Consider the following 24,581-nt stretch of genomic DNA (forward strand, 5'->3'; position numbering starts at 1 on the left):
CCCCTGCTTTTAACAGAGGCTTTTCGAATTTGGTGAAGCAGTGAAATACTAATTCAAACTAAGTATTGATGACATTGCTTTGTGCAATTCATTGTCCGCCGATTCAATTTTGTTGCTTTGCCAAGCAATATAGCCGTCTGGTCTAATCAGCATGCATTCATTTTCATCATTAGTCCAAGAGCGTGAAAGCTCTCCATAAGAGTCTTCGACATCTCTTTTGGGGCCTACCTGTATAACTTTAATATCCAAGTTAAGCTGTGTATTCAGGTTATCTACAGCAAGTTTCCATTTATCACCTTGCAACCAACAGAATAGCGTAAACTTTCCATTTCCAATTAAATCTAAAATTGAGATTTTTCTATGATTTTTGACTAACCATACATGAGGAAGTTTATGGCCAGGGGTAAATGAGGGATAGTAATAAAGATCTTCATCTCGACAAGAATCTATTTTATTTTCACTATGATATTCTGCCCCAATAATTGCAGATGAATGATACCGTACATTCGTTTCTACTCCTAAAGCAGCAAATTCATAAGCTTTATATTCAATTGCAGATCTTAAATCACGGCGTTTAAGAGCACCTTTTTCATTACTCTCACTTAAAGCATTAATGCTTTTTTGCATTGTCTCTGTACTGTACTTTCCATCTAACTCTAAAGCAGAAAATATAGTAGAGAACTCTCTAACACTTTGATTCGCTCGTTTAACAATTCGCTCACCAACAGGTGCTCTTTCTTCATTAAAACTGTCTAATAAACCACTACCCGCTTTGCCATTTAATACAAATGCTAATTTCCAACATAAGTTATAAGCATCTTGTATAGATGAATTTGAACCGAGTCCATTAGAAGGTGGATGGCGATGGACAGCATCACCAATACAGAAAACTCGTCCTTTCGAATATTGCTCTGCATACATTTCATTGACTGTCCATAACGATTTACTACTTATGTTTATTTCAATGTCGTTATCACCAATAAGCTGCTTGCAAATTGCAATCGCCTCATCATCGGTAAGAGATGGTTCCTCTTTTTCAATGTCATAACCCCAAACAATCTGCCATTCATTCCAAGGTCTGACCATACGCAACAACCCTAGGCCAATCCCGCCAATGTTTGCTCCAGGTTGTATAATCCACCAGAGGTAACCAGGTCGATGTGAAACGTATTTGGTTAAATCGGCTTTAAAAATAATGCTGATACTGCCACTTTTCCCCATTTTACCAGCCATAGCCAAATCTAAATCTTTTACGACTTGGCTGCTTGCACCATCAGCTCCGATTAAATACTTACATCGGATTAAGTATGTTTGTTTAGTTAATCTATCTAAAACAGTGACAGTTACACCATCCTCATCTTGTACATGAGATAAATATTCCGTATCAAATCTTGGATGGCTACCCCGTGATGCAGCATTTGAAAGCAAAATAGGTTCAAATAAGTGTTGAGGGAGATCGCACTGTTCACAAAGGCTCGCTTTCGCATACTCTGACATTCTTTCTGGATGATTCATTCCATAAGGAAAACGTCCAATTTCATCACCCGTTAAAGATGTACAATAAACAACATCTCCCATAACTTCTTTTGGTGCTGCTTTTGCGATTACTTCATCCGAGATCCCCAAGTCTCGGACAACCTCCATGGTTCTTTGACTGATATAATGGGCACGCGGACTGTTTGCCAACCATCTATATTTAGTTATTATGATATTTCTGATTCCATAAGTACTTAACATAAGTGCAGCAGAAGAACCAGCCGGACCACTCCCAACAATTAAAACATCAGTTTCTAACATTTTTATCCTATTACTTACATATTTTTAGCAGCTAAATAGTTATTGCATACATTTAAAGCAAATAAACATCTTAAACATAATATTGCTTTAAAAACTCATTTAGACCAATTAGAGGTAAAGTCTTTACTATATTAATTTTCAATAAATCTATAAAATATATAAAACAGATTCCCACATCTTTATAGATTTATTTTTTAAAAAATAAGACAAAGTGAAAAAACCATTAATCTAGAGTCTAAAAAAAATATAACATTTAGTTTTTGTTCGCGACATTGGCAAATCCCTACACAATATATTTTTTGACTGTACTTCTTCACTCAGTGATTTTTTTATTTTAAACAGAGGTTTTTTATTTATTAAAACAGTATAATTTATACTTTTAAAAATATAACCATGATGTCATTATGTTCTCAATTTTACTTTATACAAGCGAGCACTCTCAACACTTCTAATAGGAATATGAGTTATGGAAAAACAAGAAATTATATCAATTGTAGATAGATATTTTTCTAATCCTATTTCTAAAGTAACGAATTTTCCTACGCATAAGTTAAAAAATAATGCACCTACTGAAAAAGAAAATTCTTTCTTCTTTCTACATGACTTTGGTACTTATGAATTAGAAGCTAAATTCAATTATTGTGATGGTTTTCCACAGAAAATCGCTTTACTGATACATGGTGGCAACTCTGATTTGAGTTCTTTAAGTCCTTTGGAAAATCTACTTAGAAGTAAAAATATTGGAACGCTTTCATTCAATTTAAGTGGTTTAAATAATACAAGTGAAACGAAATCATCTTTATCTCAGAATATAAATGAAAGTATGGTTTTTTATCGCCTTCTAAAAAAAGTGGATATTGTTATTGGTTATAGTTTAGGCGGTTATATTGCAATTAATTTAGCGAAAAAGTTTCAAATTGATCGATTGATTTTGTTATGCCCAGCAATATATTCAGATCAAGCAGTCAAAAAAATATATGGAAATGAATTTAAAGATGAAATTTCCAAACCTTATAGCTTTTATTCATCATCAATTTGGCATTTTTTAATGGAATATAAAAGAGAAATCACAATAGTTTATGGCGAGTTAGATGGTATAAAAACAGATAATGGAAAGTCAAAAGGATTTTATGAAATTAATGGTATTACGAAGTACTCCCCCATTCCCTATGAAATAGTCCAAACTATAAAAAAAATTTCCATGCGAAAAGCTAACTTTAATTTCATAATTGAGAAAGATAAAGATCATTACCTCTTAAAAAATATCAGAAATTATAATTTTTAAAAATATTGATTAGATTGGACTGTAAAGGGTTTTCTTCTTATTAAAAGTGAATAGATTGAATTTTAAACTCCTACTATGTTAAATGAATTTGTTATCGTCGCAAAAATAAAGCCCCTTAAACGTTCTAGTTCAAAAGGCTTTTAAAATTCATTTAAATAAGAAATAGCTTTAATTTTTAGGGGCTAATTCAAAATCTGAAACAATACCGCAAAGAGTAGAATATTTGCGATCACTATGGCCCAACCACCATATAGCATGTATTTCAGTTGACTTGAACGTGCTAACCCCATTTGACCAAACATATCAGAAGATGGAAAAGGACCAAACCAGTCTACTTGGGAACTTGATAATAGAACTGCTGTAACCGCTACAGGTGGAACACCATTTGCCAGTAAAATTGGTCCAAAAATTTTATTGGTAAAAGTCATTTGTGCAACAGCTGCCCCTGGAATATGCCCCACAATATTAAATAAGAAAATACCAAAACACAGCATAGCAGGACTTAAGTCGACCAAATACGGCGTCGCATGATCTAACAGTGTTTGATAAGCATTGAGTTTTTCAACAAGAACTAAAATTGGATTGTATAACCAGTAAAGAATAAACATCCAGACTAATTTACCGCATCCCTCATAGAGTGCTTCTAAAATCTGCTTAGGACTAAAACCTGCAACTAACCCAGTTAAAGTGGCAACAGTAAGCATCACAATAATTGCAAAACTAAAGCCTGCTTTAAAAATAATTCCAAGAATTGCCATCACGATAATTGTGCCAATAAATACAATCGCTGCACGTTTACTTCTTTTTAATTCAGAGGCACTTTCTATTTTTTCAGAAGGTTCTAAGAAATTTTCATTATAGGTATATTTTCCAAAAGTCCACTTTTGAATATAGCCAGACATGAACCAACCTGTAAGAAGTGTGACAACACTCATAGGTATGGCACAAGTGCTCAAATATTGCGGGTAGGTCAAGCCTCCCAACTCTAAGATAGTCACTGTACTTGGTGTAAAAGGTCCTATAAAGAGACCGACAGAACCTGCTGTCATCAAAAGTAATGCAACGGTGGGCGGTGTTAAACCAACTGCAGCAGCAATGGGAATAATGACAGCAACAATAATGGCATTACCACCTGCCATAGTACCCAATGAACCACAAATAACAACTGATGAAATCATGATGCCAAGTTTGACGCGAGGAATACTTGAAAGCCCAACTCTATGGACAATAAATTTAACCAATTCTTTCGCTGCACCAGTTCGATTGGCAACTTCACCAACCCCGGCTCCCAACATAATAATAAGACCTACAGTCGCAATAAATGAGCCCGTAGACTTTGCAAGAATTCCACCTAATTCAAATACACTGGTGGATGTCATTATCACACTGATAATAATTGCAATAATAACAGCAAGGACAATATCGAGACCAATAACAGTTAAGAGCGCCAAGGCAAAAATAGGCAACAACCCAATTAAACCAACCTCCTCTATTGGTAGGCCTTTTGCATAAAATGCTAAAGCAAAGCTAAGAATAATAATGGTGATAAGGGCAATATTTTTAGGTGTCCTTATATTAGGTATTGTTATAGAAGATTGCTCAACTGACATATGTATCACTCCTTGATCATTGGGCATTGAATTTCATACCAATTTACAAGGGTTCATTGACATTAAATAATGAATTCTAATAGATTACCTATAACTATTAGTTATGTGCTCATTTATGAATCTTCGACACCTAGAAATATTCTATTTAGTCATGCTTTTTGGTTCACTCACAGAGGCAGCATCATCGTTATGCATTTCACAGCCTGCGGCAAGTAAATTGCTCAAACATGCAGAGCAACGGCTTGGTTTTGCTCTATTTAAACGGGTCAAAGGAAAATTACAACCAACCAAAGAAGCCTATACTTTATATGATGAAATTAAGCCAATTTATGAAAAAATAAATGAATTAAATAAGTTGACGGATAATTTAGCAAGAAATACTCAAGGTCAAATCACACTCGGATGTTTACCCAGTTTAGGTTTGAGCCTTATTCCCAAATTAACTGCAAAATTTCTAAAAAAATACCCTGATGTTTTTGTCAATATTGGTACCGATCATACTCAAGCACTAGAGCAAAAATTATTAAGACGTGAAATTGATATTGCGGTGACGTTCCAGCCCCATACTCAGCATGGCATTATTGCCACACCTGTTCTGGAAATTCCTCTGGTTTACATTGACTCTAAGCCTATTGATGCAAAGCAAGATATTCATTCAATTGATGAAAACAGGTGGATTCAACCCTACTCAGATTCCCTCATGCAAGTCGTAAAAAAGTATAGAACGTTTAATAAAAGTATTGTGAATGTACAAACCTACTATATGGCGAGTGAACTGGTACGCGAAGGTTTAGGCTGTAGCATTACCGATATTTATACTGCTGCGCACTCCTTACCAAATCATATGATTCACCCAGTAAAACCAAGTTTATATACCACAATTTATATTTTAAAAAATGCCAATGTAAGTACGACCAAAGCGACGGAAGATTTTATTGAATTAATAAAAAGAGAAATTGCCTCGATGACGCCATCGATTAACCAAAAGTTATGAGTACTATGTAAAAACTCATTTGTTTAACCCTTTTTCTTCTTCTTTAATACAAATGTGTGTTGCAAATATAGCATGGAAGAATGAAAAAACATGTCGTTGTCATTGGTGGTGGAGTCATTGGTTTAAGTACAGCCTATGCACTTATTCAAGCAGGTCATAAAGTTACAATAGTGGAAGCGAATGACAAGATTGGTTGCCAGACAAGTTTTGCAAATGGTGGTCAACTCAGTTATCGCTATGTTGCACCTTTAGCGGATGCAGGCATTCCATTTCAGGCGCTGCAATGGTTAGGAAAAGCCCATTCACCTTTAAACTTTAAATTGAATTTTTCACCTCTTCAATGGTCTTGGTTATTCCAATTCCTCATGGCATGTAATCGTAAAGACAATATTGTGAACGGCAATCATATTTTACGGTTATCCCTATATAGTCAAAGTATTATGTCTACATGGCGTGATGAAATTGATGATTTTGACTGGGCAAAATCGGGAAAAATGATTATTCATCGTGATGAAAAAGCTTTTAAAAAAGCAATCCCTGGGATAGATCCAACTGTACAAAAAGTGCTTTCACCGGAAGAAACCGTTCAACTTGAACCTGCCTTGAAAGGTATTGAATCTACATTAGTGGGTTCAATTTATACACCTGATGATGAAACAGCAGATTGCTACAAATTTTGTTTAGCGTTGTATAAAGCACTAGAAAAGAGTAGTAACTTCACATGTTTATATACACATGAAGTGACAGATTTTTTTGCAGAAAATAATAAAATTACTGCAATTGAAACAAATCAAGGACGTATAGAAGCAGATGAATTTGTCGTTGCTGCGGGCAATGGCAGTACTGCAATTTTTAATACGGTAGGTATTTCAGTCCCAGTTTATCCATTAAAAGGATATAGCCTGACTTTACCATTCCCAGAAAAAACCAATGTTGTACCCAATATAAGCGTGACCGATTATGCAAATAAAATTGTATATGCAAAATTGGGGAATCAGCTTCGCATTGCCGCAATGGTCGATATTGGCTATCAAGATATCTACATTCGAAAAGAGCGAATAAATGCATTGAAAGATACGGTACGAAAAACATTTCCCGATTTATTGGGTGTAAATACAGCACAAGAATGGAGTGGTTTACGTCCATCCACCCCTACAGGTTTACCCATTTTGGGTCGCACGAAATATTTGAATTTATGGGCAAATATTGGCCAAGGTAGTTTAGGTTTCACATTAGCTGCTGGTTGTGCCATGGTCATTAGTCAGTTAATTAGCCAAGCAACCTCGCCAATTATATTAGATGGTTTATCTCTGGAGAAATAAAATGAGTCATGATATTCAACGTAGTGATACAAATGCACGTTTATCAGGTTGCGTGCTTCATAACGGTTTAGTGTATGTTTCGGGTCAAGTTCCAACAACTTTAGATGCTGATGCCAAGCAACAAACTTTAGAAGTTCTAGCAAAAATTGATGCTTTACTGGAACAAGCTGGTAGTGATAAAAGCCGTATTTTAACTGCACAAATTTGGATTAAAAATATTGCCGAAGATTTTGCAGTGTTCAATGAATGTTGGGAAGCATGGTTACCAGATGGAGCAGCACCAGCACGCGCGGCTATTCAAGCAGATTTGGCACGTCCGCAAGTATTAGTAGAAGTAATGGTTACGGCGAGTGTTAAATAATATTTTTAAAGTCAAGCTAGTAAATTTGCTAGCTTGATTAACTCACTCTCAATTATAACCACTCATCAACTCGATGTTGCACATATTTATAGGTAGTACTGGTCGCCTTATCCTTACTAAGTACTTTACGAATTGATTTTAATCTGACCAGTTAGTTAGGCTAAGACAAAATAAATTTTCAAAAGACATTTTTAAAATTTTTATAATAAAAAACTCGTTCCAAAAACTTGAAATGGCTCTAGTGAAAAACACTGAGCCTGAAATAGTAAAAAATTAGAGCCTAACAATATCTACTGTAATGATTTGATGAGTAAATACAATATATATTCAAATAATTTTTAGATAAAATTTACTAAAAATTAAATTATATTAATTAACAAAATGTATTTCCTTTACTTCTTCATTTAAAATTTTCAATGCAGTTAGACAAATATCTAAATATTGATTATCTGTAATTTTTTTAGGATAGGTATTAGCATCAATATTAATAATTACCCCATTCCACGTAAAAAGCTTTCTAAATGTATTTGATTTACATGCCACATCACTACTCAAAAAATCAGCTTTACGATTATAATATTGTGGTGAATACATAAAAACTCGAAATCCACCTTCCACCACAATATCACCTTCCCACTTTTTCCCTATTAGTTTATCTATATCTATAACTCTAATAGTAAAACCATTAGCACCATAATATTTTCTTGATATTAACCAAAACCGACCACTACGCTTTATTAAAAAATATTTACGAGAGTCAAATTTTGGTAGTCGTGCGAAGTCTTCTTGTGTATAAGAGTCAAACTCTTCAGCTAGCCTAATCCTTTCCCGTTCCATATTTGAATGAATAAGAGCATCTTGATCTTTCTCTGTTAAAGGAACACATTTATATACAAGCCATGCTATAAAAATAATTAAAAGCAAAATCCATATAAAACCTTTAGTTGGTGTGTAGTTTTTTATTTTCATTTTTCCACCTTTAATAAACTAAGAATTAATGCACCTACATTTTGATGTGGGTTATTTTTTTTTGGGGGGGGGTAAAAGCATAGATAAAAAAAGCCCCTGCTATTAACAGGGGCTTTTCGAATTTGGCGGAAGCGGTGAGATTCGAACTCACGGAGGACTCACACCCTCGTCGGTTTTCAAGACCGGTGCATTAAACCGCTCTGCCACGCTTCCATGTGCGTAAGAATACAAAGCTTATTCATTTTATTCAAGAAAAATATCATCGCTTTGTGTTCAAGTGCATATTGTTTCATCAATTTTACAATCGAGCAGCTAATTCTGCTCCTTCTTTGATCGCACGCTTCGCATCTAGCTCTGCTGCGAGCTTTGCTCCACCAATAATATGGTAGTTCGCTATAGTCGACTCACCTTCTTTTGGCATTAAGTCTTTTACCGACTCTTGACCTGCACACACCACGACCGTATCTACACGTAAAAGCTGGTCTTGACCATTATGTTCAATCCAAAGCCCTTCATCAGTAACGGCTTTATATTGCACACCACGTAACATGCGTACACCATGCTTTTTAAGTTGTGCACGGTGTACCCAACCTGAAGTCTTGCCAAGACCAATACCGAGAGATGTTGTTTTACGTTGTAGTAAATAAATTTCACGTATTGCTGGTTCAACCACAGGTGGCTGCATACCACCTTCAGAAATATAATTCGGATCTGGGTCTACACCCCATTCACGTTGCCACTCTGCTAAAGGTTGAGGCTGTGGCTGATGTGGTGGTTTAAGTAAAAACTCAGATACATCAAAACCAATACCACCTGCCCCAATCACTGCAACTTTTTGTCCAACTTCTGCACCTTGTAAAACTTGAGCATAGGAAAGAACTTGTGGTGAATTACTTCCTTCAATTTTTAAAGCACGTGGTATTACACCCGTTGCCACAATAACTTCGTCAAAACCTTCACGCTCAAGTTGCTCACGATTTACACGAGTGTTTAAACGTACATCTACCCCTGTTTTTTGAAGCTGTACTTTAAAGTAGCGAATTGTCTCGTGGAATTCTTCTTTACCTGGTACAACCTTGGCAAAATTGAACTGACCACCTACATCTTTATTGGCTTCAAACAAAGTCACTGCATGACCACGACTTGCCGCCACAGTTGCAGCAGACATACCGGCTACACCACCACCTACAACGGCAATACGTTTTGGCTGTTTAGTCTTTAAATAGACCAGTTCTGTTTCATGGCCTGCACGTGGGTTAACCAAACAAGACACACGCTTATTTTTAAATGCATGATCTAAACACGCTTGGTTACACGCGATACAAGTATTAATTTCATCAACACGGTTGGTCGCAGTTTTATTTACCCAAAAAGCATCGGCCAATAAAGGACGAGCCATTTGAATCATGTCTGCCTTGCCTTTTGCTAAAATCTCTTCAGCAGTTTCAGGCATATTAATACGGTTAGATGCAATGACTGGAATTGAAATATGTTGTTTTACATGAGCCGTGTAATCGACAAATGCTGCACGAGGTACCGACGTTACAATGGTTGGTACACGTGCTTCATGCCAACCAATACCCGTATTTAATAAAGTGACACCCGCCTTTTCTAAAGCTTTAGCAACAGTGACTACTTCTTGCATGGTGTTACCGTCATGCACAAGGTCGAGTAGCGATAAACGGAAGCAAATAATAAATTTTTCACCAACTTTTGCACGAATTGCTTTCACAATTTCAACCGGAAAACGCATACGATTTTCAATTTCACCGCCCCAACGGTCAGTACGCTGGTTTACATGGCGACTTAAAAACTGGTTAATCAGATATCCTTCCGACCCCATAATTTCAACGCCGTCGTAACCTGCTTTTTTAGCAATATCAGCGCACTGCGCATAGTCTTCAATGGTGCTGAGAATATTTTTTTCAGAAAGCTGACGCGGTTTAAACGGTGAAATTGGCGATTTAATTGCTGTTGAAGACACCACAAATGGCTGATAACCATAACGCCCTGCATGCAAAATTTGCATTAAAATTTTTGAACCATGTTTATGGACGGCATGCGTTACTAGGCGATGCTGAGGAATATCAAATAAGCTATTCATAGTACCGCCAGCTGGAGCCAACCAACCTTGACGGTTCGGAGAAATACCGCCTGTCACAATCAGGCCAACCCCACCTTTTGCACGCTCTTCAAAATAAGCTGCTAGTTTTGGATAGTTAAAAAAACGGTCTTCAAGCCCCGTATGCATGGATCCCATCACCACACGGTTTTTAATGGTAGTGAAGCCTAAATGTAATGGTTTTAATAAATTGGCGTAACTTGTCATGCTGCGTCCCAATAATTTTTTGCAACTTGTTGCATAGTACTTTAATACTTTTTTAACGATTTTGGATGACCAAGAATTATTTTTTATTCGAGATTATGGTCAATCTATATATAAAGAAGACAATCCTATGTTTTCTTCAAATAATAAATACCAATCATAACAAGTGAATTAATGCTTTTTTTGCCAAAAAAAGCACCATGAATAGTGCTACAATAGCCGCCATTCAGAATTCTCGAGACCACCTCAACGGGGTCTTTTTCATAAATGTTAGGATTAGCAATGACTGATAATGCAACTATCTTGCAGCATGTACCAGTAGGCAAAAAAGTTGGGATTGCCTTCTCCGGTGGTCTAGACACTTCAGCTGCTTTATTGTGGATGAAACAAAAAGGCGCTGAGCCTTATGCATATACTGCAAACTTAGGCCAGCCAGATGAAGATGACTACGATGCAATTCCAAAAAAAGCAGAACAATACGGCGCTGTAAAAGCTCGCTTAATTGACTGCCGCTTACAATTGGCGCTTGAAGGTATTGCTGCAATTCAGTGTGGTGCATTCCATATCAGTACAGGTGGCGTTCCTTATTTCAATACGACTCCACTCGGTCGTGCAGTAACAGGTACTATGCTCGTTACTGCTATGAAAGAAGATGACGTAAACATCTGGGGTGACGGTTCAACTTATAAAGGTAACGATATTGAACGTTTCTATCGTTATGGTTTGTTGACTAACCCAAATCTTAAAATTTATAAGCCTTGGTTAGATCAAAACTTTATTGATGAGCTTGGTGGCCGTGCAGAAATGTCACAGTTCCTCATCGACAACGGTTTTGACTACAAAATGTCAAAAGAAAAAGCGTACTCAACTGACTCAAACATGTTGGGCGCGACTCACGAAGCAAAAGATCTTGAATACCTAAATGCTGGTATCAAAATCGTTGACCCAATTATGGGCGTTGCTTTCTGGAAAGAAGAAGTTGAAATCAAACCAGAAGAAGTCACTGTACGTTTTGAAGAAGGTGTCCCTGTTGCGTTAAACGGTCAAACTTTTAACAATCCGGTTGAACTTATTCTTGAAGCAAACCGTATTGGTGGTCGTCATGGTTTAGGTATGTCTGACCAAATCGAAAACCGTATTATCGAAGCGAAATCTCGCGGTATTTATGAAGCACCAGGTATGGCCCTTCTTCATATTGCTTACGAGCGTTTGGTTACTGGTATTCATAACGAAGATACGATCGAACAGTACCGCATTAATGGTTTACGTTTAGGTCGCTTACTTTACCAAGGTCGTTGGTTCGACTCTCAAGCGCTTATGCTTCGTGAAACTGCACAGCGTTGGGTTGCTAAAGCCATTACTGGTGAAGTGACGCTTGAACTTCGTCGTGGTAATGACTACACCATTATGAACACTGAATCTCCAAACTTAACGTACGAAGCTGAACGTTTAACTATGGAAAAAGGTGATTCAATGTTTACACCAATGGACCGTATTGGTCAGTTGACTATGCGTAACCTCGACATTACCGATACACGTGCAAAACTTGGTATCTATACAGATGCTGGCTTGCTTTCAATCGGTCAAGGTTCTGCAATCCCTCAATTAGACAGTAAGAAAAAATAATTTTCTTATAATGTCAAAAAAGCCACCTCTATAGGTGGCTTTTTTATATTTAAAGTTAAGTTAGGCAATTTCTGCAACTTGTAACGGTTGATAGTAAATTTGATTACGGCCAAGTTGCTTTGCCCGATATAACGCCTGATCCGCTGCATGAATTAAGTTATCTTGTCCCATCTTTAATCCGCCCGTATATACGGTGAACCCTAAACTGATAGTGACATACTTCGACACTAACGAAGCGGCATGAGGAATAGCTTGCCGTTCAATGGCTTTATAAATATTTGCTGCCACTGAATAAGCACCCTGTGCAGGTGTTTCAGGTAATAGTACGACAAACTCTTCACCCCCATAACGCGCAACAAAATCGACATGACGAATCGAATTTTTAATTGCAGAAGCAATAGATGAGATGACTTTATCCCCCATCTGATGCCCATAAAAATCGTTATAGTTTTTAAAAAAATCAATATCAATAAATAAAACAGCTAAAGGACGTTTCTCTTGATTTGCTCGGTAATAGAAGAAATCAAACATTTCATCAAAGGTACGACGGTTTGAAATTTGAGTCAGCGCATCTTGCTGACTTAAATGCAGTAGTTCAGATGCTTCTATCCGTAAAATCTGCTCATTAATTTCAGCAAGTTGGTTATTTAAAAAAAGACTTCGCTCTCTTGAGATGAGCATCGTGCTAATTGAAAAACCTAAAATACAAGTACCAAATAAAGCACGACCCAGCGCGATATAATCACAATTTACGTTTAATAAATTAAGAAAAACAAAAACCAGTATTGCTGCGGATAAACCTACATACAGCATATGGAGTGGTTTGATCCCGCTTAAGATAAACCCAAGCATATATAAAAAAGAAAGAAGCAACATCGACTGATTTTTAAGTGCCATATTTCCAACACTCAGCAACAACATAGCACTCGTAATAATGCTAAAGAAAACGATGCCGCAGGCCGCAAAATAAAAGTGCTCAGAAAGTTTTTTGAATCTGGCAAAAATCCAAAATAGTAAAAGTGCGAATGCAATATTCATAGCACTTAATACACAATGGACAAAGTCCAAAGTAATATAAGGCTTGCCTATCACTAAGTAGTCGGTTGGAAGGGCTAACAAAATAAAAATTAAATAAGTGAGCACACCACTTGCCAGAAACTTCGAAATATTTTGCCGAGTACGATCAAGATTTAAACACCAGAATTTTTTTTCTAGTTGTGTTGGTAAAGGCATATTGGCGTAACGATGGGTATGTAGAGTGACCAAGTACTCGATTTCTTCTTTAGATTTGAGTAATTGATGGACATTTCCCCTATTCGCCACTAGTCGATTCCTACATATTTCGCGTTAACAAAATATAACATTAATTTTTAAAGCTCCCTGCGCTTTATTTTGCCATTTGTCCGTAATTCTCGTTACCATTTTCACACTTTATCGATTATCATTTGTTTTATTTCGAAGTTTGAACTGCCTTGAACTCTATTACCCTGCTCCAGCCAGATGATTGGCATGCACATTTACGTGATGGTTTAGCATTAAAACGTACTGTTCCAGATTTGGCTAAACAATTCGCTCGCGCGATCTGTATGCCTAACCTTGTGCCGCCTGTAAAAACAGTAGAAGAAGCTTTAGCTTATCGCGAACGCATTCTTGCTCATGTTCCAGAAGGCAATAATTTTGACCCTCGTATGGTGCTTTATTTTACTGATCACACTTCACCAGATGAAGTTCGTAAAATTAAAGAATCAGAACATGTAAATGCAATTAAACTTTACCCTGCGGGTGCGACTACAAACTCAGACAATGGTGTGAGTGATATTCGCAAAGTTTATGCAGTTATTGAGCAATTAGAAGAGCATCAAGTGCCGTTATTGCTTCATGGTGAAGTGACTCACAATCATGTAGATATTTTTGATCGTGAAAAACGCTTCCTAGATGAGGTATTATCACCATTATTGAAACAGTTCCCGAAACTTAAAGTTGTGCTTGAACACATCACAACAAGTGATGCTGCGCACTTTGTTTTAGAACAAGACCGTAATGTTGCAGCAACAATCACTCCTCAGCATTTATTATTTAACCGTAATGATATGTTGGTTGGTGGTATTAAACCGCACTTCTACTGTTTGCCAATTTTAAAACGTCAAACACACCAAACGACTTTACTTGAAGTGGCGACAAGCGGTAATCCTAAGTTTTTCTTAGGTACAGACAGCGCCCCTCATGCACAAAATGCAAAAGAGAATGCTTGTGGCTGTGCAGGCTGCTATAGTGCACCAAATGCAATTGAGCTTTATGCACAAGCATTTGACCAAGTCGGTAAATTAGAGCGCCTAGAAGGTTTTGCTAGCCACTTTGGTGCAGACTTCTACGGTCTACCGCGTAATACTTCTACCATTACTTTGGTTAAAGAAGATAACCTCGTTCCAGAATCTTTTGATTATTTAGATGATCAAAAAATTATCCCGCTGCATGCCGGGAAAACGCTGCAATGGAGAAAAGTGTGACACAAGAAACCTCTGTCCCGGTCATTGGCCAACGTTTTCGTGGCTTCTTACCTGTTGTTGTCGATGTTGAAACGGCAGGTTTTAATGCCCAGACAGATGCATTGCTAGAAATCGCGTGCATTCCAATTGTGTATGATGCTCAGGGACAATTTGTCCCTGGTCCTGCATTTCATGCACATATTAACCCTTTTGAAGGGGCTAACCTCGATCGCCGTTCGCTCGACTTTATTGGTATTGATCCATTCAATCCAATGCGTATAGCAATGGCTGAAGATGAACGAACTGCCTTACGTCGCATTTTTAAATCGGTCAATGAAGTTCGTAAACAACAACATTGTACTCATGCAGTACTTGTAGGCCATAACGCGCATTTTGATCTTGGTTTTTTACAAGCAGCAATTGCACGTACAAGCACGAAAAACCAAAATCCATTCCATAGTTTTTCAGTCATGGATACGGTTACGCTAAGTGCCGTTATGTTTGGACAAACTGTGCTTGCGAAAGCTTGTATTCAAGCTGGAATCGAGTTCGATGGTAAAGAAGCACACTCTGCTTTATACGATACTCAGAAGACTGCTGAACTGTTTTGCTATATTTTGAACAAACTGTCACCTTACCTCCTTGACAGTTTGGTGGCGGCTTCTTAAGATACCGCCATCCTCAACGTCCCTATCGTCTAGAGGCCTAGGACATCGCCCTTTCACGGCGGTAACCGGGGTTCGAATCCCCGTAGGGACGCCATATTCTTTCTACAAAGAATCATCGCTTCAAATTATTTTATCTCACTTCAAATTTTATCCATGAGATAAGTTCCATATTTTCAAAATCAAGATTTCAACTTTACTTCATTAATATGCTGTGCAGGTTGCATAGTTGGCTCATCTCTCTCAATAATTATTGCATCAGCAATTAACTTTGTTTTTGTTAAATCTGGTTCTATTGGGACTTGAGCTAATGAACTCGATGCAATATTAAAATCACGATGTATTTGTGCCAGTTCTGGTGTTCGTTTATAGCGTATAACTTTAAAACCTGCTTCTTGAATTAAAGTATCTCGCTCTGCATCAAACTTTTCTTTCCCTTTATGACTAGAATCGTCTAGTTCAACAATAGCAACGATATTAAATGCTTTATCTAACACAACAAAATCAGCAACTTTGCGATTAAATAAATTACGCGTCGCGTATCCTTGCGCTGTCATAAAAGCACTGAAAGCAACTTGCGCCAAAATAATATGTTCCGGCAAAGCTTCCTTTAGTTTCATAAAAGTAGGTTGTTCATTCATAGTAATGATACGCTTTCCCTTGATTGGGTTACGTTTTGCATTTCTATTCTTGCTTTCCCCTTTCTTTAAAACACTTAAAATCGCCAATATCATTATGGCTATTAAAAATATGCCAACTATCGCAAACATCGAATTTCCCCTAAATAAATATAAAAACTATTTTGATTTTAAAAATACAATTAAAAACGGCTAGCTATAAATTATTTATTTGATTTTAAAAGCTATTGTTCTATGTATCTAATGCTCTATTTTAGGCTGTAATTTATAATTTTTTAACCCTATCTTTTTTGTTTTTAATTTTTATCATTGATATTTCCAAATAAAATACACTTGTGCAAATTTATCACTGATTCCATATTCCTTTTACACACAGTTACATTATAATAATTCTTATTTTTATACTGATATTTATTATCAACAAGGTTTTAAATGGATCTTAAGCTTCGCCTCCTCTCCCTGAGCATTGCTCAACTATGCTGTATCTCCTCTGCTTTTGCAGATACAGACACTTCTTCAACTACTCTTGCCACTATTAAAATTAAAGCCCAACAGGCATCAGATCAAACTTATAAAGTTGATAGCTCGAGTAGTGCAACACGCAGTGAAATTGCTTTAAAAGATACCCCTCAGTCGGTCAGTGTGGTCACCCAAAAAGTAATTGAAGATATTGGCGCTACTCGTTTAATTGACGCGCTTGATTTAGCTGGCGGCGTGACTCGTGCTAATAACTTTGGTGGTCAAGGTTTAACAGGTTTTAACCTCCGTGGCTTTACCAGTGGCGAGTTTTATCGAAACGGATTCCCAATTAACCGTGGTTATCCAAATGTCCCAGATAGTAATACCATTGAACGCATAGATGTTTTACGTGGTCCCTCTTCTAGCTTATATGGCCGTGGTGACCCAGGCGGTACTTTTAACTTAATTTCTAAAACACCAAAGTCTGAACAACAAACCACTTTGGGTGCCCAGCTCAACAGTGAAGGTTTATATCGCACCACTGTAGACACGACAGGAACTGTACCTAATGCGGAAAACGTTGGCTATCGCCTCAATGTGATTGCAGAAGGTGGTGATAGTTATCGTGATCATGTTGAATCTAAACGTTATGGCATTGCTCCAGTCATTCAATGGCAGGCTTCTGACACAACAAAACTTACATTTGAAGCCGATATTTTAAGAAACCAACATCCGCTTGACCGTGGCCAAACACGCTATGCAGGTCAGAAGTCTTTTATCAGTTCACCAGACACTTATTTATGGGAAACGGGTAAAGACAACAACCGACTTTATAATGATAACAATATGGCTCAATTAAGAGTTGAACACGAGCTTGGAAATGACTGGAAGCTCAATGCTGGTGTGCAATATTTAAATGGCAAGTTACATGGCTATGCAGTAGAAGCAAATGGAATTCAAAAAGACGGGGAAACGCTAGGTCGAAATTACAACTACCGTGAACTAAAGTGGCAAGATACCGATGCTCAAATTAATCTAACAGGTAAATTCCAGTTTTTGGGTTTAGCAAACACCTTAGTTACTGGGCTTGAATATGAAAACTATGATTATAAGTCATACATTATTCGTTCAAGTGGAGATGTCGGTAGCTACCCTATTAATATCTACAACCCTGTTTTAGGGCAACCTCTACCTGAGCTTTATCGTGTAACCACACATGACCGTGAAAATTTAAAAACCACTGCCCTTTTTTTACAAGACCAAGTCGATTTAAATGAGCGTTTAAGCGCACTATTAGGCTTACGTTTTGAACATTATGAGCATGACTATAAGAACTTATTACCTAATACCGCAAATTGGAATACCAGTCATAACGCGTTTATTCCACGTTTAGGTTTAGTCTATAAAGCCAGTGGCGATCTTTCCATCTACAGTAATACTGCAAAATCTTTTAAGCCAAACACTGGTGCTAGCCGTAATGGAGACGGGTTTGATCCTGAAGAAGGTTTAGCTTACGAGTTAGGCTTTAAATGGCAAGCACTTGATAATATGTTATCGATTGATTCCGCTATTTTTTATGCCAATAAAGAAAATGTCTTAACCCTAGATCCTGTTGATTCAGCCTATAAAGTAGCAGCAGGTAAAGTTCGTAGCCGTGGCATTGAGTTAAATATTGCTGGTCAAATTACACCAGCCTGGAAAATTATTGGTGGGTATGCTTATACAGATGCGGAAGTAACTAAAGACAATACTTTGCAAAAAGGAACAGCTCTAGCCAACATTCCAAAAAATAGTTTTAATCTTTTAAATATCTATGAATTTCAGGATGGGCCTTTACAAGGGTGGGGCTTAGGTATCAATCAAAAATATATTGATAAACGTGCAGGTCAAACAGCTAATAGTACCTACACCATGAAAGGCTATGCAGTTACCGACCTCGTGTCTTATTATCAGGCAACGCCAAAATTACGCCTTAACTTAGATGTGAAGAACATTTTTGACAGAGTTTATAATGAAAGTGCTTTTAATTTATATGCCTATTCTGGTGAATCACGTACTGTTCAATTAGGTATAAGCTATACGTTCTAAATTAAAAGAACCAAACATCAGCCTTTTACCGTGTAAGATCTCACTAGGGATAGCGGTCATTAAGAAAGCCACTGTCTAAAAATACAGTGGCTTTTATTTTCTCATATAAAATATTATAAATTTATGATTTATAAATATTTTATTATACTTAAACTCTTTTCTACCCTATACTAAAATTAGATCAAAACTATAATTTGAACATGACATGCAAATTCGATTATTTCATTTACAAAATTCACGCTCTCAACGCATTATTTGGTTTTTAGAAGAATTAGGACTCAACTATGAGCTCATCACTAAATATCATTCGGACGAAGACAAAAATAATAACTCCCCGCATCAGTTATCAAAATTTCCAACCCTCGAAATTATTGAACACGAGCAATCTTCAATTTTGGCCGAAACCTCAGCAATCCTAGATTATTTCTCTTATTTACACCCACAATTGGGACAGAATAACTTAGGAAATCAGCAACTAAAAAATTTTTATTATTGGAAAAATTATTGTGAGGCAACATTCATTCCCGATCTGGTACTCAAACAAATCTTTCAACAAATTGCTGAGCGTACTCCTTTTCCAGTACGTTTCATTCCAAAGCTTTTAAAATATGGATTCGATCAAGGTTATCTCAATCAATCATTACAACAACACATGAGCATGATCGATAAACATTTAAAGCACCACTTATGGTTTGCTGGAGATCAGTTTACTACTGCTGATATTTTGATGTGGTTTCCGTTATTGGCTTGCTCACCAAATTACAGCCAGTTTAAACATATACAGCGTTATCTGACCCAAATAGAAAACAGACCTGCCTTTAAAAATGCTTTAATTAAAGGTCAATGGTCTGCTTCTACTTTTCAGACTTACTGGGCTATTGCTTGGTAATTTATTTATGCAGATTTACGTGAATTCACGCGCCCTTGAACAACGGCCTTAATATTGCCCTTCGCGTAATTTAAAAACACAATTAAAGGCGATAGTTTTGGATTTGGTTTTTTGCCCTGCCCAATAGCTTTAAATTGTGCTGCGTACCAAATAATTTCCATAATCGCCATTTTGTCAACAAAAGGTAAACCTGTTTTAATTGGTTTTACGGCATAGCGAACATCTTGGCCTGCGATTAAACGGTCAGTCAAATCTGTTTCAACAGCAAGTGGACGAGCAATACCAATAAAGTCGCATGCTCCACTTGCCAGAGCAGCATTCATGCCTTCTACTGTACGGAAGCCACCTGTCACCATAAGTTTACATTTTACATGCTGACGGATTTTTTCAGCAAAGTCTAAGAAGTATGCTTCGCGTGCAATGGTACTTGCCTTACGTTTATCAGCTTTAGCACCAGCCATTGCTGGTGCTTCATAAGTACCACCTGAAATTTCAATTAAGTCGATGCCTGCTTCATCAACTGCTTTAAATACCGAAATCACATCTTCTTCGCTAATACCACCGCGCTGGAAGTCAGCAGAGTTAAGCTTAACTGAAATAATAAAATTCTCTGAAGTGGCCTCACGTACTGCTTTATAAACTTCTAGTAAAAAGCGAGTACGATTTTCAACTGAACCACCCCACTGATCTGTACGTTTATTGGTTAATGGTGATAAAAACTGGCTAATTAAATAGCCGTGTGCACCATGTAACTGTACCCCTTCAAAACCAGCTTTCTCACAAATGCTGGCAGCTGTTGCAAAGCGTTTAATAATATCCAAAATTTCTTCATGTGTAAGCGCACGTGGAGTGCCAAACATCGTCGCTAAAGCTGGACTAAAAGGAACTGCCGAAGGTGCGACTGTTTCTTTATTTAAGCCTTTAGGGCACTGACGACCTGGGTGAGATAGTTGAATGAGCTGTACCATTCCATATTGTTTACCAACCGCTGCCCATTCTTTTAAACGCTCTAGGTCACGTTCGGTTTCAATCACCACCACGCCTGGTTCATTTTTGGCTTCGAAATTGACCATCACATTACCAGTAATCGCACAGCCTAAACCACCTTTAGCCCATGCACCGTACAGGCCTAAATGTAAGTCATTTGGCTGTCCCTCATAGTTTGCAAGTGCCTCACTCATTGCACCTTTAATAATTCGGTTTTTAAATGTGGTATTTCGAATCGTGATTGGTTGTGCAATCTGGCTCATGGTTAACCTCTTTTAATACTTTAGAGCAATTACTCTAATTTAGATGAGTTATAGGTCATGTCAAGGGAAAATCGATAACTGACAATAGCACATGTCAAATTTAAAAAGTATAGAGGAATGCAACTTTTTGCATTGAAAATTTAAATTATATTTATGTTTATAAAACATAATCTTATTTAAATAAATTAAAGACTCGCCCTAATTAATTGCTTGGTATATTCAGTTTGAGGATCATTAAATAACTGTTCAGTCGGCTGATATTCAACAACTTTTGCATGTCGTAATACCATCACTTTATGACACAGTGCTTTGACCACATTTAAATCATGACTAATAAAAATATAGCTTAGATGCTCTGTTTGTTGTAAACGTCGCAATAATTGAATCATGGCTTTTTGCGTGGTTTGGTCCAAGGCAGATGTTGGTTCATCTAAAATTAAAAGTTTAGGTTGAACCACTAAAGCTCGTGCTAGACCAACGCGCTGACGTTGTCCACCCGAAAGCTCGTGCGGATAGCGATGTTGAAAGTCTTCAGCCAACTCAACTTTTACCAAGACTGATTCAACTTGTCGCTGTATCTCGCTATCAGCTACAGCTTTCACTTTTAAGCCTTCAGCAATAATCTGCCCTACCGTCATACGCGGGTTTAAACTACCAAATGGGTCTTGGAAAACAATTTGTAAGTCTGACCTAATCTTACACAAAGCTTTTTGTTCTAAGCTGTTTATGTCTTGCCCTAAAAAGATATTTTGCCCATCACTTTTGAGTAATCGAACTAGCGCTAAAGCCAATGAGGTTTTACCTGAACCACTTTCACCTACAACACCTAACGCTTCGCCTTGAGTAAGCTCAAAAGTTATATTTTCAACAGCAGTGGTATAGCTTTGAATTCGGTTAAAAATACCACTCCGAATTGGGTATTTAACATTGAGTTGTTGAACAGATAAAATTTTATAACTGGAGGAAAGTGGCTGAGCAAAACCAAGATCATGATCTAACAATTGCTCAGTATAAATTGATGCAGGATTTTTAAAGATCTGTTCAAGCTGACCTTGCTCTACAACTTGCCCCTCGTGTAATACAATGAGTTCATTGGCATAACGGCGCACCAAATTCAAATCATGGCTAATTAAAATCAGCGCCATGCCATATTTGGTTTGCAAAGATTTTAATAATTCTAAAATTTGCGTCTGTAAAATCACATCAAGCGCGGTAGTTGGTTCATCTGCAATTAAAATTTTAGGTTGAAGTGCAAGCGCAGCCGCAATCATGACCCTTTGCTTTTGTCCACCAGAGAGCTCATGCGGATAACGCTTTAAAATGTGCTCAGGATTAGCAATTCCTACATCTTTTAATAGTCGAATAACCTGTTGCTGTACTTTGTTTTTTGACCAACCTTGTAAAATAAAATGTTCACATACAATTTTTTCAACCCGATGCAATGGGTTTAAAGCTGTAGAAGGCTCCTGAAAAATCATGGCAATTTGGCGGCCACGTAAATAAGTTCTAGTCTTTTCGTCTGCGTCTAAAATATTTTTTGAATCAATAATAATACGTCCAGATGTTTTTAATTTTTCTGGTAATAATCCCATCATCGCCAAACAGCTTATTGTTTTACCTGAACCACTTTCACCTACAATTGCAAGCGTATCACCAGCTTGTAAGTGTAAATTGAGACCCTCCAATAAAGTCTGATCTTGCGTAGATATTGAAAGGTTTTCTATTTTTAGCAAGGTAGCATCTTCACTTAAGTTATTTTCTTGGGTCAAATGCATCGCGTGCAGCCTCCCCAATATAAATTAATAATGACAACACAAAAGCAAGGCTAAAAAATCCTGATAAAGCCAACCAAGGTGCATCTAAGTTATTTTTACCTTGCAACAACAATTCACCTAAAGAGGCCGCATCTGGCGGTAAGCCATAGCCCAAGAAATCGAGTGCTGTTAAAGCAATAATATTGGTGGTCAGAATAAAAGGTAATTGCGATAAGCTAGAACTTATAGCATTTGGCAAAATGTGCTTAAAGATAATTGCTTTATCATTTACACCTAAAGCCTGAGCCGCACGCACATAGTCAAGTTGACGCGCTTTTAAAAATTCAGCACGGACAATTCCCACAAGCACAGTCCAGCTAAAGAACAACATAATAAAAAATAGCCAATATACATTTGGGGTAAACATGCTGACCAAAATCATGACCATAAACAGCATGGGTAAACCATTCCAGACTTCTACCAGTCGTTGCCCTAACAAATCGACCCAGCCACCATAGTAGCCTTGTATAGCACCTACAAAAATCCCAAGTAGTGCTGCACAAGCTGTTAAAGCCAAGCCGAAAAGTAATGAGACTCTTAGCCCATAGAGAATACGTGCAAGCACGTCTCGCCCTTGGTCATCTGTTCCTAACCAATTCTGCTTAGAAGGTGGCGAAGGCACAGGTACAGCTAAATCTAAATTAGGTGTCTGATAAGAAAACTGAATGAGCGGCCAAATTGCCCAACCATTTTGATTAATTAGCTCTTGTACAGCAGGGTCTTTATAATCTGCTTCTGTTTCAAATACACCACCAAAAGTGGTTTCGGGATATGCCTTAAAAACAGGCAAATAATAAGCGTCCTCATATTTCACTAACAATGGTTTATCGTTAGCAATGAGTTCAGCAGCTAAAGACATCACTAAAATGAGGCTAAACAAGATAAAGCTTATCCAACCAAGTTTATGTTTCCTAAACTTTTGCAGCCGTGACCGCACAATCAAAGACATTATTTGCCTCCTTGTGCATCAAAGTGAATACGCGGATCAATCCATTGATACAGCACATCACAAATAAGTCGTAAAAGCAGACTAAAAAGCGTGAAAAAAAACAATACGCCAAAAATAACCGGATAGTCCCGCTGAACAATGGCTTCAAAGCCTAATAAACCGACACCATCTAGGTGAAAAATAATTTCAATAAAAAGATTTCCGACAAAGAAAATACCAGCCAAAACCTCAGGTAATCCGGCGAGCAACACTAAAATGGCATTACGAAATACATGTTTATATAAAACTTGCTGGCTATTTAAACCTTTTGCGTAGGCCGACAAAACATAAGGCTTATTAAGCTCTTCTAAAAATGAATATTTGGTTAAATAGGTTAGACTCGCAAAACCACCTAACACCATGGTAATAAGCGGCAAAGTCATGTGCCATAAGTAGTCCGTAATTTTTTCAAAAAAACTTAATTGATGAAAATTATCCGACACAAGATTTTGCAATGGAAACCAGTGAAAATATGACCCACCTGCGAAGAAAACAATAAGTAAGATAGCAAAAACAAAACTTGGCACCGCATAACCCACTACCAGTAACAGTGAAGTAGAACGGTCAAACCAAGAACCTTGTTGTTTGGCTTTTTTAATACCGAGCGGAATTGAAATAAGATAAATCAGCAAAGTGCCCCATAGCCCAAGCGATATCGACACAGGCATTTTCTCCCAAAGCAATTCAACTACTGGTTTATCTTTAAAAAAGCTTTGTCCAAAGTCTAAAGTCAAATAGCCTTTTAACATCAGTAAAAAACGTTCTACTGGAGGATGGTCAAAGCCGTACTGTGCTTTAATTTTCTCGACCATTTCAGGGCTTAATCCTTTCGCACCCTGATAGTACATTTCAGTACCTAATACACGCCCTGCTCCTACACCGCTTTCTACTTCATGGATTGCTTGTTCAACGGGCCCACCTGGGGCAATTTGCACAACCACAAAGTTAATCAATAAAATAATGAACAACGTTGGAATGATTAAAAGAAGTCGCTTCAGAATATATGAACCCATA

Annotated in this window: 19 protein-coding genes and 2 tRNA genes; 10 read left to right on the forward strand and 11 right to left on the reverse strand. The window is 37.3% G+C overall.

Translation table 11 applies throughout. From position 1 onward, the window contains the following. Window positions 1–48 precede the first annotated feature (48 nt). Window positions 49–1,797 (reverse strand): FAD-dependent monooxygenase, encoded by a 1,749-nt coding sequence (locus RMA95_RS16525; RefSeq protein ID WP_311071980.1) that lies wholly within the window; start codon window positions 1,795–1,797, stop codon window positions 49–51. Between the two features lie 466 nt (window positions 1,798–2,263). On the opposite strand from RMA95_RS16525, the gene RMA95_RS16530 reads away from it, so the two are divergent. Next, entirely contained in the window at window positions 2,264–3,082 is an 819-nt protein-coding gene (locus RMA95_RS16530; RefSeq protein WP_311071982.1) for an alpha/beta hydrolase, read from the forward strand. Window positions 3,083–3,264: 182 nt separating this feature from the next. Here RMA95_RS16530 and RMA95_RS16535 read toward each other — a convergent pair whose 3' ends face one another. Then, window positions 3,265–4,692 (reverse strand): gluconate:proton symporter, encoded by a 1,428-nt coding sequence (locus tag RMA95_RS16535; RefSeq protein ID WP_311071983.1) that lies wholly within the window; start codon window positions 4,690–4,692, stop codon window positions 3,265–3,267. Between the two features lie 115 nt (window positions 4,693–4,807). Between RMA95_RS16535 and RMA95_RS16540 the strand changes: the two genes are divergently transcribed. The 3 genes from RMA95_RS16540 (at window position 4,808) to RMA95_RS16550 (ending at window position 7,369) form a co-directional block, all read left to right on the forward strand. Continuing rightward, on the forward strand, window positions 4,808–5,686 hold the full coding sequence (locus RMA95_RS16540) for a LysR family transcriptional regulator (protein ID WP_290013523.1): 879 nt from the start codon (window positions 4,808–4,810) through the stop codon (window positions 5,684–5,686). A gap of 80 nt (window positions 5,687–5,766) precedes the next feature. Next, window positions 5,767–7,008, forward strand: coding sequence for a D-amino acid dehydrogenase (locus RMA95_RS16545; RefSeq protein ID WP_311071985.1), 1,242 nt, complete (start codon window positions 5,767–5,769; stop codon window positions 7,006–7,008). Between the two features lies 1 nt (window position 7,009). After that, window positions 7,010–7,369, forward strand: coding sequence for a RidA family protein (locus tag RMA95_RS16550; protein WP_311071987.1), 360 nt, complete (start codon window positions 7,010–7,012; stop codon window positions 7,367–7,369). 369 nt (window positions 7,370–7,738) lie between these two features. On the opposite strand, the gene RMA95_RS16555 is transcribed toward RMA95_RS16550, so the two are convergent. From RMA95_RS16555 to RMA95_RS16565, 3 genes are all read right to left on the reverse strand, one after another. Beyond that, window positions 7,739–8,338, reverse strand: coding sequence for a hypothetical protein (locus RMA95_RS16555; RefSeq protein ID WP_311071989.1), 600 nt, complete (start codon window positions 8,336–8,338; stop codon window positions 7,739–7,741). Between the two features lie 123 nt (window positions 8,339–8,461). Next, window positions 8,462–8,551: transfer RNA gene (locus RMA95_RS16560), tRNA-Ser, on the reverse strand. A gap of 85 nt (window positions 8,552–8,636) precedes the next feature. Next, on the reverse strand, window positions 8,637–10,667 hold the full coding sequence (locus RMA95_RS16565) for an NADPH-dependent 2,4-dienoyl-CoA reductase (RefSeq protein WP_311071991.1): 2,031 nt from the start codon (window positions 10,665–10,667) through the stop codon (window positions 8,637–8,639). 264 nt (window positions 10,668–10,931) lie between these two features. Here RMA95_RS16565 and argG point away from each other — a divergent pair, with 264 nt between their 5' ends. Next, on the forward strand, window positions 10,932–12,290 hold the full coding sequence (argG, locus tag RMA95_RS16570) for an argininosuccinate synthase (protein WP_086496291.1): 1,359 nt from the start codon (window positions 10,932–10,934) through the stop codon (window positions 12,288–12,290). Window positions 12,291–12,350: 60 nt separating this feature from the next. Here argG and RMA95_RS16575 read toward each other — a convergent pair whose 3' ends face one another. Further along, on the reverse strand, window positions 12,351–13,613 hold the full coding sequence (locus RMA95_RS16575) for a diguanylate cyclase (RefSeq protein WP_263613217.1): 1,263 nt from the start codon (window positions 13,611–13,613) through the stop codon (window positions 12,351–12,353). A 149-nt stretch (window positions 13,614–13,762) separates the two neighbouring features. On the opposite strand from RMA95_RS16575, the gene pyrC reads away from it, so the two are divergent. From pyrC to RMA95_RS16590, 3 genes are all read left to right on the forward strand, one after another. Continuing rightward, window positions 13,763–14,797 carry a dihydroorotase gene (gene pyrC, locus RMA95_RS16580; RefSeq protein WP_087606784.1) on the forward strand — a complete coding sequence of 345 codons (1,035 nt, stop codon included), beginning with the start codon at window positions 13,763–13,765 and terminating at the stop codon, window positions 14,795–14,797. Further along, window positions 14,782–15,444, forward strand: coding sequence for a ribonuclease T (gene rnt, locus RMA95_RS16585; RefSeq protein ID WP_204389336.1), 663 nt, complete (start codon window positions 14,782–14,784; stop codon window positions 15,442–15,444). The genes pyrC and rnt overlap by 16 nt, the downstream gene beginning before the upstream one ends. Window positions 15,445–15,462: 18 nt before the next feature. Continuing rightward, window positions 15,463–15,538, forward strand: a tRNA-Glu gene (locus tag RMA95_RS16590). Window positions 15,539–15,623: 85 nt separating this feature from the next. On the opposite strand, the gene RMA95_RS16595 is transcribed toward RMA95_RS16590, so the two are convergent. Continuing rightward, on the reverse strand, window positions 15,624–16,211 hold the full coding sequence (locus tag RMA95_RS16595; protein WP_311071998.1) for a DUF2726 domain-containing protein: 588 nt from the start codon (window positions 16,209–16,211) through the stop codon (window positions 15,624–15,626). A gap of 300 nt (window positions 16,212–16,511) precedes the next feature. On the opposite strand from RMA95_RS16595, the gene RMA95_RS16600 reads away from it, so the two are divergent. Together RMA95_RS16600 and RMA95_RS16605 are read left to right on the forward strand one after the other, a co-directional pair. After that, window positions 16,512–18,626: a TonB-dependent siderophore receptor gene (locus RMA95_RS16600; RefSeq protein WP_311072000.1), complete on the forward strand. Its 2,115-nt coding sequence runs from the start codon at window positions 16,512–16,514 to the stop codon at window positions 18,624–18,626. Between the two features lie 205 nt (window positions 18,627–18,831). Then, entirely contained in the window at window positions 18,832–19,515 is a 684-nt protein-coding gene (locus RMA95_RS16605; protein WP_191105552.1) for a glutathione binding-like protein, read from the forward strand. A gap of 5 nt (window positions 19,516–19,520) precedes the next feature. On the opposite strand, the gene RMA95_RS16610 is transcribed toward RMA95_RS16605, so the two are convergent. From RMA95_RS16610 to yejB, 4 genes are all read right to left on the reverse strand, one after another. After that, the gene (locus tag RMA95_RS16610; protein ID WP_032051500.1) at window positions 19,521–20,765 is read right to left on the reverse strand and encodes an NADH:flavin oxidoreductase/NADH oxidase family protein; all 1,245 of its coding nucleotides are present in this window, start codon (window positions 20,763–20,765) and stop codon (window positions 19,521–19,523) included. Between the two features lie 185 nt (window positions 20,766–20,950). Then, window positions 20,951–22,540, reverse strand: coding sequence for a dipeptide ABC transporter ATP-binding protein (locus tag RMA95_RS16615; RefSeq protein WP_311072004.1), 1,590 nt, complete (start codon window positions 22,538–22,540; stop codon window positions 20,951–20,953). Then, entirely contained in the window at window positions 22,518–23,528 is a 1,011-nt protein-coding gene (locus tag RMA95_RS16620) for an ABC transporter permease (RefSeq protein ID WP_311072006.1), read from the reverse strand. The genes RMA95_RS16615 and RMA95_RS16620 overlap by 23 nt, the downstream gene beginning before the upstream one ends. Then, on the reverse strand, window positions 23,528–24,580 hold the full coding sequence (gene yejB, locus RMA95_RS16625; protein ID WP_311072007.1) for a microcin C ABC transporter permease YejB: 1,053 nt from the start codon (window positions 24,578–24,580) through the stop codon (window positions 23,528–23,530). The genes RMA95_RS16620 and yejB overlap by 1 nt, the downstream gene beginning before the upstream one ends. Window position 24,581: the final 1 nt, after the last annotated feature.

Source organism: Acinetobacter sp. V110_1 (assembly GCF_031798975.1).
Taxonomy (GTDB): domain Bacteria; phylum Pseudomonadota; class Gammaproteobacteria; order Pseudomonadales; family Moraxellaceae; genus Acinetobacter; species Acinetobacter nosocomialis_A.

What these genes read in the sequence shown, in the direction of transcription:
- RMA95_RS16565 (WP_311071991.1), bottom strand. Translation starts at nt 10,667, where the DNA reads ATGACAAGTTACGCCAATTTATTAAAACCATTACATTTAGGCTTCACT.
- RMA95_RS16545 (WP_311071985.1), top strand. Translation starts at nt 5,767, where the DNA reads ATGAAAAAACATGTCGTTGTCATTGGTGGTGGAGTCATTGGTTTAAGT.
- RMA95_RS16600 (WP_311072000.1), top strand. Translation starts at nt 16,512, where the DNA reads ATGGATCTTAAGCTTCGCCTCCTCTCCCTGAGCATTGCTCAACTATGC.
- RMA95_RS16550 (WP_311071987.1), top strand. Translation starts at nt 7,010, where the DNA reads ATGAGTCATGATATTCAACGTAGTGATACAAATGCACGTTTATCAGGT.
- RMA95_RS16530 (WP_311071982.1), top strand. Translation starts at nt 2,264, where the DNA reads ATGGAAAAACAAGAAATTATATCAATTGTAGATAGATATTTTTCTAAT.
- RMA95_RS16605 (WP_191105552.1), top strand. Translation starts at nt 18,832, where the DNA reads ATGCAAATTCGATTATTTCATTTACAAAATTCACGCTCTCAACGCATT.
- argG (WP_086496291.1), top strand. Translation starts at nt 10,932, where the DNA reads ATGTTAGGATTAGCAATGACTGATAATGCAACTATCTTGCAGCATGTA.
- RMA95_RS16535 (WP_311071983.1), bottom strand. Translation starts at nt 4,692, where the DNA reads ATGTCAGTTGAGCAATCTTCTATAACAATACCTAATATAAGGACACCT.
- RMA95_RS16615 (WP_311072004.1), bottom strand. Translation starts at nt 22,540, where the DNA reads ATGCATTTGACCCAAGAAAATAACTTAAGTGAAGATGCTACCTTGCTA.
- rnt (WP_204389336.1), top strand. Translation starts at nt 14,782, where the DNA reads ATGGAGAAAAGTGTGACACAAGAAACCTCTGTCCCGGTCATTGGCCAA.
- yejB (WP_311072007.1), bottom strand. Translation starts at nt 24,580, where the DNA reads ATGGGTTCATATATTCTGAAGCGACTTCTTTTAATCATTCCAACGTTG.
- RMA95_RS16555 (WP_311071989.1), bottom strand. Translation starts at nt 8,338, where the DNA reads ATGAAAATAAAAAACTACACACCAACTAAAGGTTTTATATGGATTTTG.
- RMA95_RS16620 (WP_311072006.1), bottom strand. Translation starts at nt 23,528, where the DNA reads ATGTCTTTGATTGTGCGGTCACGGCTGCAAAAGTTTAGGAAACATAAA.
- RMA95_RS16610 (WP_032051500.1), bottom strand. Translation starts at nt 20,765, where the DNA reads ATGAGCCAGATTGCACAACCAATCACGATTCGAAATACCACATTTAAA.
- RMA95_RS16525 (WP_311071980.1), bottom strand. Translation starts at nt 1,797, where the DNA reads ATGTTAGAAACTGATGTTTTAATTGTTGGGAGTGGTCCGGCTGGTTCT.
- RMA95_RS16540 (WP_290013523.1), top strand. Translation starts at nt 4,808, where the DNA reads ATGAATCTTCGACACCTAGAAATATTCTATTTAGTCATGCTTTTTGGT.
- RMA95_RS16595 (WP_311071998.1), bottom strand. Translation starts at nt 16,211, where the DNA reads ATGTTTGCGATAGTTGGCATATTTTTAATAGCCATAATGATATTGGCG.